Consider the following 7,698-nt stretch of genomic DNA (forward strand, 5'->3'; position numbering starts at 1 on the left):
TTAGATTTCACAATGATTTACTAAGACAAATTGCTTCTGCATTATTTTGTTTTATATATATTAAAGTTGTTCAAGAGTTGGATTTACAATGCTTTAATTTTAGGTATTTTGTTATTCCCAGTCGGGCATTTCTCCATCGGTGAAAAGAGTGCTTCTTGTATAACTAGATGTTGTTGATAAATCAATGGTAATAATGTATTTTGTTGAAACCCCATCATTGGAAGTGTTGACACAGATTATTTGTGCATTATTTGGCGAAAATCGAGGGTCAAGATCGTTAGTACCATTGGCCTTGTTACTTAGTACCGATAGATTGGTAGTAGTGTCATTTAATAAATTGTATGCAATAATTTGTGAATTAAGTTGTCGTTTGTCTGCATTTTCATAACCCGAAACATCCCTTGTATATAGTAATGTCTGACCATCAATTGAGAAGTTGAGTCCTCCTGCTGCGCCAGAGACATTGGAAAGGATGGTCTTAATTAAATTACCTTGATTATCAATGATATAAATATTGACGTGATATCCATTAATATCGTTCGTTTTGATTGCAATTTGATTTCCATCATGACTCCAATCGCATTCAGAAATAAAACTGCCATCTCCTGTGGTGTACAGAAGAGTAGTCCCACTTCCATCCTTGTTGACTTTGTACAATTTATCATAATAAGGATATATAAATTCAGCGCCATTGGTGCTCCACGAAAAATCAAGCTCAGCATTGTTAATCCCACCAAGTGGAATATTGGTGACCTGTAAGGTATTGGAACCATCTCTTTTTGAGGTAGAGATATGTGTACTTCCGCCTGAAGATTTGAGATAGGCAATTAGATTAGCATTGTTATTGAGTCGTGGTCTCCAACTATTGGTACTGAAAGTGAAGTCCTGACCTTGCTCGTCGCTGGAAATAATACTGAATATTCCATTATCTTTTTTTACATAATGAAAACGATTATTAGGAGTGTCATCAACTGTGAATTGACTAACAGCACTATAAACTTCTGGATTAATTCCATCAGATACGGAAACTTGCCAGAAGTAACTTACACCAAATTGCAGATTGTCTAGAGTATAAGTTTTATCCAAAATGTCTGGAATCTCCAAAATTGTACTATTAATACTGTTTTTGATAACGAGACGATACTTCAAAACATCGGTTGAATCTGGATCTGTTGCGGTCCATGTTAAAGAAACTGAGGTTGGTTGATCTACAGCATTATCAATTGGAGTCAAAAGTGTGGGTATTGATGGCGATGAATTAAGAGAGTCATCATCAGAAAGTTCAAAAGTAACACTTACAGCAGTTGAACCATCTGTAATACTAATTCCTTGAAAGGATGTAATGTATCCAGTTAGTTCTGCTTTAACAGAATAATCTCCGACGGGGATGTTTTCGATAATGAAATTACCGCCACTATCTGTAAAAACCGTTTTGGTTGTTGGTGAAGTAAAGATTTTTACGTTTTCAAGTGGTTCGTTTGTCCCTTTTTTAACCACTTTTCCAGTGAGTGTTGCAGTTAATTTTTTGTCAACTAGGTCTTCCGAGCACGAATGAGTTGCAAGTGCTATAAGGAAGAAGGTTATATAAGTGAATAAGGTTTTCATTTTTTATGGTTTTTTAGATTTTCTTATGTAGTAATTGATTCCAATTCCGAAATGCATAGCTTGATCTTTCCGCGATCCATTGATTAAATTGTCCCATTCATCATCAAATCCAAAATCGTATTGTGCATTGAGCCTAATTCCAAGATTAGAATTAGTGAGGTACTCAAAACCGCAACCCACCTGAGCCTTTGGGAAATTTCTTTGGGCTATTATCGTACCTAGTCCTCCATATAAATAAGGGGTGAATTTGTATTTTGGAAGCATGAGGTACTCAAGATTAAGTTCTGAGGAGAAATGGTTTTCTATAAATATATTGGTATTTTCAAATGTTCCCACACCAAAACCTATATCAACATTAACATTGTCCATAAAGAAATACTTGAATCCAGCCTTTCCTTCAAAATTCATTTGTGAGTTGGTATAATCTCCTTTAATCATGATAGCGTTGGCTAATCCATAGACTGAATATTTGGTTCGGCTTTCCATCATGAATTTGTTTCCAACCGTTCTCTGTTTGCTTTCCTGTTCTTCCTGGTCATATTTGGATAATAATTCACTAAATTCTTTATCACTCTTTTGATCGTTGAACCATAAGTTATCTCTAACACCTTCAACAATTAGGGTATAGACTGCCTTTTCAATTGCTTGAGTTACTGCAAGACTTACTGGTTCGTTTTGGGTAATTCCCATATCAATTTCTAAGAGTCTATCAAGGTCAATGTATCGAAAAAAACTTCCATTAACACTTGTGTATAGTATATTCTTTGAGGTGTACACCGTTTTCAGAATTTCTCCTGTCATACTCGATACTACGCGCAAATAGACTGTCACACGGTCTTGTCTATATTGGGTTGAGGCTCCTAAACCGAAATATCTTGCGCCAATACCTCCCGTCATTACATTACTGTCATAAGAAATGATACCACCTTCAAGTAAGATTCCTGCATATAGTAAAGGTGGGAGTTTGTCATCTAATTTTGTCTTGCCATCATCTGCAACTTGATATTCCTTTCTTGTAGAGCGGATAATTTGTCTTTCGTTTAACACATCGGAGATGTTTTCGCGTTCGATAGGCCGAAACCATTGACTGTCTTCCAATGCTTTCAAGACAATTGAAGTCGTTCCTTGTGGAATCGCTGTGCTCCAGCTTCCACCATTGTCCTGCATTTTGTATTGTCCAGTTTGGTCCTTGAATTTGTATAATCCAATCACAATTTTTTGATGAGGTCTTGGAAGTTCTTGTAATTTCTTTGTGTAAGGTGTTACTTCTCCCAAGGTCGATTGTTCTCCCATTACAGGAAGATTCATTACTGTTCCACAATTTTGCAATAATCCAAGAAAGCAGAAAATCAGTAAAATTCTATAATTTTCTAATGTTTTCATGATATGCATATTTAATTAGGTACTGTAATCTCTGATTGTTCTCCTGTGCTAGTATTTAGAATATTAATAATTAAAACCCTTATCGGATTGGATTACTTGCAAATACATGGAGCCAAAAACGTAAGTTCCCGGTTTGAGTTCACCGTCACCCAATTGATCTCCAAATAGTTTTTGAGATAATCGGCTAATTAGTTGTCTGTTAAGGCTTTGTGTGAAAGAGTCTAAGGAATTAAGATCATCAAATAGGTTGTCGGTCCCAGATGACTTAAATTGGTTTTGGCTGGTTGCAGAAGTTAAAAGCCAATTGTAGTTAAATGTATCGCCTCCAAATGCTGGATTAATCGGTTTGTAGACGAATTGCTGCGCATTGCTACACATCACTATGAGTAGAGTAATGACGATGATGCATTTTGTTTTCATGGTTTTATGGTTTTATGGTTTGTTATTTAGTATATAAATCCCTCATCATTCAATTTTTTTTGTTGGGCATATTTATTAAGTCTAGAAATGCTTTCTTCCACGGCCATTTGCAGATAATCCTCATCTGGTTTAGAAAGAAAGCTGAATATAGAAGAGTCGGCAACATCCACAGAGATTTGCGTACTATTTCTATTGGTTGGAATTTCGGTAACTATCAAGGTGAATTCGTACTTAATTGCATTGAGCGTCATGAAATTGTAAAGTTTTTCGTAGAAATCTCGTCCAACTTTTGTTCTTGTTTCATCGATGGTAAGTCCTTTCAATACGATGTCTTCTTCTTCTATTTTTTCTCTGGAAGTAGATGATCTTTTCTCTAGAATTTGAGAATTAATAATCAAACTATCTTTTGCAAGGACAGTACTATTTTTCTCATCTTTTATAAATAGGAAGACCTTCAGTCCATCTTTTGCACTGAGGTTAATAATGGTTTCTGAAAGTTTTTTTCTTTCATGTGGCATCAAGGTGAATTTGTTTCCCTGCTGAGATGTTGAAAGATTATTGCTTTGATCTCCTTTTATTACCAAAAAGAGGTAGTTTAATGAACAATATATTTCACTATTATTGATTGCTAGTGCTTTAAGATGAAGCTTTCCCTCGAAGTCACTTGCTTCAATTTTTGCAGATAAATTTGGAATTTGTCCGTAGACTGATGCTGACAACATTAGGATGTAAGCAAATAGTATTGGAAATATATTTTTCATGGTTTTTGGTTTTTTAATGACTAATAATTTCTTACGAAAATCATTTTGTCATTGGTTTTCAGGTTGATTTTCATTCCATTGGAAATGCTGTTAGCACCTGTAATATCAATATAATTGTTGCTTCCCTGTATCTGAATATTGGTGTCCGATTTTTTATTTTCGGGATTGATGAGAAGTGTATTATTATAATCCCCAAGTTGGGTGATTGCTATTTCGCTTGACGAACTTTTGTCAATCAATGTCACATCATTGATGTGTCCATATTGGATAACAGTTGAGCTACTCTTGAAATCAGTTTTTGAAAGATTGTTTTCTAAGAGATCCAAAACATTGTTGCTGTTGATCTTTTGAAGGTCGACATTTTGCCCAAAAGTAATAGTACTCCAAAACAAAGCGATTGAATATATTATTAATGTTTTCATGTTATAAGTTTTATGATAAAACGGAAGGAGTTTTATGAACTCCTTCCTATTTTTGAATGATGTGTTGATTGGTTAGCAACCTCCACCTCCAGGATTTGTTGGAGCACATTTAGGATCTGGTAAAGCTGGTACACATGTTGCGCCACCACTAGGATCGCTTGTTTGGAAAATAGTTTGGTTGTTTCCGTTACCAAGTTGGACACCAGTATGAGTATGGTCATCACCTAATTGAGTAACTTTGATGGTGTTATCACAGCCTTCTTGAGTGTCTTTCGCATAGTTGTTGTCACCAACTTGTTTTTGCCAAATATCATTTCGATCTCCAGTTTGTTTAGCGATAAGTTCGTTACCGTCACCAACTTGCTTTTGCCAAACAACATTATCATATCCGGTTTGATTTGATCTAGCTGAATTGTTTTCACCTTCTTGATATTGAGTTACTGTGTTTCTTTCACCTAATTGTGAAGAAATTGATGAGTTATCGTCTCCATATTGTTTTTGTGAAGATTTATTCTCGTTACCTTCCTGTACTGACTTAGCCCAGTTGTCATTTCCTTCTTGATACTGGATAATGTCATTCATGTCACCACATTGTTTTGCATAGACTCCATTTCTGTCTCCCATCTGAGTTTGTTTGATTTTGTTATCATCTCCCAGTTGTTTTGAGTAAGAAGTGTTAAGGTCACCAACTTGTTTTGTTTTATTGGAATTTCTTTTTCCACTTTGATAAGCAGTAGCGGTGTTTTCATCGCCAATACTTTCGATTTTATCGGTATTTCTTCTACCGTATTGTTTCACGGATGCTTCATTAGAATCTCCATTTTGAAGGATAGAATTTCCGTTTTTGAAGCCATGTTGCGAAACATTTGCCTTGTTAAGATCTCCGTACTGTTTTGTAAGATCATCATTGTTTTGTGCAAACCCATAGGTTGCGAACAGTAGTGCAATTGCACTGGTAAATAATTTACTCATGATATAAGTTTTATTGGTTAGTGAGACAAAGGTATCGTCTCTCAATACACAAAGAAATCGCCTAAATTCATGAAATTTTAAATTCATTTAAATTAATGATGAAGCTACGGGGATTTCCCCCTTCGTGTCGCTGTCATATATATAAGGTGTTATAAACTTAGTTTTCCTAAATTTGCATCCTTATAATTAAAGATATACCATGCGTACAAAATCAACAGGTAAAAAGAAAATTAATATTGTCACACTAGGCTGCTCGAAGAATGTTTATGATTCCGAGGTTTTGATGGGGCAATTACAAGCCAATGGAAAAGATGTGGTTCATGAAGATCGTGGAGATATCGTAGTGATTAACACTTGCGGATTTATAGACAATGCAAAAGAGGAGTCTATTAATACTATTCTTGATTTTGTGGAAGCCAAAAATAGAGGAGAAGTTGAAAAAGTTTTTGTGACCGGTTGTTTGTCGGAGCGATACAAACCAGATTTATTAAAGGAGATTCCTGATGTGGATCAATATTTTGGTACTCGTGATTTGCCATTGCTTTTGAAACATCTTGGAGCAGATTACAAGCACGAATTGGTTGGTGAAAGACTGACGACGACACCAAAGCATTATGCTTACCTTAAAATTTCAGAAGGATGTGATAGACCATGTTCGTTTTGTGCTATTCCTTTGATGAGAGGCAATAATGTTTCTACACCCATTGAGAATTTGGTGGTGGAAGCACAGAAATTAGCAAAAAAAGGAACTAAAGAATTAATACTTATCGCACAAGATCTTACCTATTATGGTCTTGATTTGTATAAGAAAAGAGCTTTAGGAGATTTATTAAAAGAGCTTGTAAAAGTTGAAGGAATCGAATGGATTCGTTTGCACTATGCTTTTCCAAGCGGTTTTCCGGAAGACGTTTTGGATTTGATAAAAAATGAGACCAAAATTTGTAATTATATAGATATCCCACTTCAACATATCAATTCTGATATTTTGAAATCGATGAAGAGAGGCACAACGCACGAAAAAACAGATGCACTTCTTGCTAAATTCAGAGAGAAAGTTCCAAATATGGCAATTAGAACGACTTTAATTGTCGGTTATCCAGGTGAAACTGATGAAAAGTTTCAGGAGCTTAAAGATTGGGTTAAAGAGCAAAGATTCGATAGGTTGGGTTGTTTTACTTATTCTCATGAAGAAAACACTTCTGCTTTCGAGTTAGAAGATGATGTTCCACAAGAAGTAAAGGAGAAAAGGGTAGAAGAGATTATGGAACTGCAGTCCCAGATTTCTTGGGAAAAGAATCAAGAGAAGATAGGGAAGGTCTTCAGGTGTATCTTTGATCGTAAGGAAGGAAATTACTTCGTAGGAAGAACCGAATTTGATTCTCCTGATGTTGATAACAGCGTTTTGGTCTCCGCTGAAGATACTTATATTTCTATTGGAGAATTTGCGGATGTTAAGATAATTTCAGCAGAAGAATTCGATTTGTACGGAGAATTAGTATAGTTTTATTTTTCTTAAATCACACATTGTCAATTTGATACACTTGTTTTGTTAGAGTTGATTTTAGATGGAGTTAATTATCTTTAACTTTTTAACATGTTTTTTAACACTTTTTAACAACCTATTGTAAATTACTTACTGCAAGCGGTTTTCGAAGGTTAGGGTTGGCTTTTTAACATAATTTTAAGGAATGAAAGTCAATAAATTTTAGGGAGTTGAATTGTCGGACTAAATTTGCCCCATCAAAACCCCTAAAATTCAAAATGAGATGAAAAGATTCATTCTTGTAATCATCATGATGATTTCAACCTTTGGAATTTATTCCTTTACGAATGGTTCCAACGAAGCGAAAACGAGTTTTGCCTCGTACTACCACGACAAATTTAATGGTAGAAAAACTGCAAGTGGAGAGATTTTTAACAATCAAGACTTCACCGCTGCACACAGAACTTTGGCTTTCGGTACGAAAGTGAAAGTTACCAATCTAAGAACTGGTCTTTCTACAATAGTTAGAGTTAACGACAGAGGACCTTTTCACTCTTCTAGAGCATTAGATCTTAGCAAGGCTGCTTTTGATGAGATTGGTAGTCTCGGTAACGGTACAATGCCTATCGAGTATGAAATTGTCAACGATTAA

At 35.3% G+C, this 7,698-nt stretch carries 8 protein-coding genes; 2 read left to right on the forward strand and 6 right to left on the reverse strand.

Annotated features, from left to right (window positions below):
- Positions 1-111: 111 nt before the first annotated feature.
- The 6 genes from AC4AGG_RS14435 to AC4AGG_RS14460 form a co-directional block, all read right to left on the reverse strand.
- Positions 112-1,605 (reverse strand): carboxypeptidase-like regulatory domain-containing protein, encoded by a 1,494-nt coding sequence (locus AC4AGG_RS14435; RefSeq protein ID WP_489772719.1) that lies wholly within the window; start codon positions 1,603-1,605, stop codon positions 112-114.
- Between the two features lie 3 nt (positions 1,606-1,608).
- A complete protein-coding gene (locus tag AC4AGG_RS14440) occupies positions 1,609-2,988 on the reverse strand; it encodes a CsgG/HfaB family protein (protein ID WP_489772720.1) in 1,380 nt (459 codons plus the stop codon).
- A gap of 63 nt (positions 2,989-3,051) precedes the next feature.
- Positions 3,052-3,408 (reverse strand): curli assembly protein CsgF, encoded by a 357-nt coding sequence (locus AC4AGG_RS14445; RefSeq protein ID WP_489772721.1) that lies wholly within the window; start codon positions 3,406-3,408, stop codon positions 3,052-3,054.
- A gap of 26 nt (positions 3,409-3,434) precedes the next feature.
- The gene (locus AC4AGG_RS14450; protein WP_489772722.1) at positions 3,435-4,169 is read right to left on the reverse strand and encodes a CsgE family curli-type amyloid fiber assembly protein; all 735 of its coding nucleotides are present in this window, start codon (positions 4,167-4,169) and stop codon (positions 3,435-3,437) included.
- Between the two features lie 20 nt (positions 4,170-4,189).
- Positions 4,190-4,591 (reverse strand): hypothetical protein, encoded by a 402-nt coding sequence (locus tag AC4AGG_RS14455; protein WP_489772723.1) that lies wholly within the window; start codon positions 4,589-4,591, stop codon positions 4,190-4,192.
- Positions 4,592-4,663: 72 nt separating this feature from the next.
- Positions 4,664-5,563, reverse strand: coding sequence for a hypothetical protein (locus AC4AGG_RS14460; protein WP_489772724.1), 900 nt, complete (start codon positions 5,561-5,563; stop codon positions 4,664-4,666).
- Between the two features lie 199 nt (positions 5,564-5,762).
- On the opposite strand from AC4AGG_RS14460, the gene rimO reads away from it, so the two are divergent.
- Positions 5,763-7,064, forward strand: coding sequence for a 30S ribosomal protein S12 methylthiotransferase RimO (rimO, locus tag AC4AGG_RS14465; RefSeq protein WP_489772725.1), 1,302 nt, complete (start codon positions 5,763-5,765; stop codon positions 7,062-7,064).
- Positions 7,065-7,329: 265 nt separating this feature from the next.
- Positions 7,330-7,698 (forward strand): septal ring lytic transglycosylase RlpA family protein, encoded by a 369-nt coding sequence (locus AC4AGG_RS14470; RefSeq protein ID WP_489772726.1) that lies wholly within the window; start codon positions 7,330-7,332, stop codon positions 7,696-7,698.

This window comes from Chryseobacterium sp. CG10_8, from assembly GCF_058117085.1.

What these genes read in the sequence shown, in the direction of transcription:
- AC4AGG_RS14435 (WP_489772719.1), bottom strand. Translation starts at nt 1,605, where the DNA reads ATGAAAACCTTATTCACTTATATAACCTTCTTCCTTATAGCACTTGCA.
- AC4AGG_RS14440 (WP_489772720.1), bottom strand. Translation starts at nt 2,988, where the DNA reads ATGAAAACATTAGAAAATTATAGAATTTTACTGATTTTCTGCTTTCTT.
- AC4AGG_RS14445 (WP_489772721.1), bottom strand. Translation starts at nt 3,408, where the DNA reads ATGAAAACAAAATGCATCATCGTCATTACTCTACTCATAGTGATGTGT.
- AC4AGG_RS14450 (WP_489772722.1), bottom strand. Translation starts at nt 4,169, where the DNA reads ATGAAAAATATATTTCCAATACTATTTGCTTACATCCTAATGTTGTCA.
- AC4AGG_RS14455 (WP_489772723.1), bottom strand. Translation starts at nt 4,591, where the DNA reads ATGAAAACATTAATAATATATTCAATCGCTTTGTTTTGGAGTACTATT.
- AC4AGG_RS14460 (WP_489772724.1), bottom strand. Translation starts at nt 5,563, where the DNA reads ATGAGTAAATTATTTACCAGTGCAATTGCACTACTGTTCGCAACCTAT.
- rimO (WP_489772725.1), top strand. Translation starts at nt 5,763, where the DNA reads ATGCGTACAAAATCAACAGGTAAAAAGAAAATTAATATTGTCACACTA.
- AC4AGG_RS14470 (WP_489772726.1), top strand. Translation starts at nt 7,330, where the DNA reads ATGAAAAGATTCATTCTTGTAATCATCATGATGATTTCAACCTTTGGA.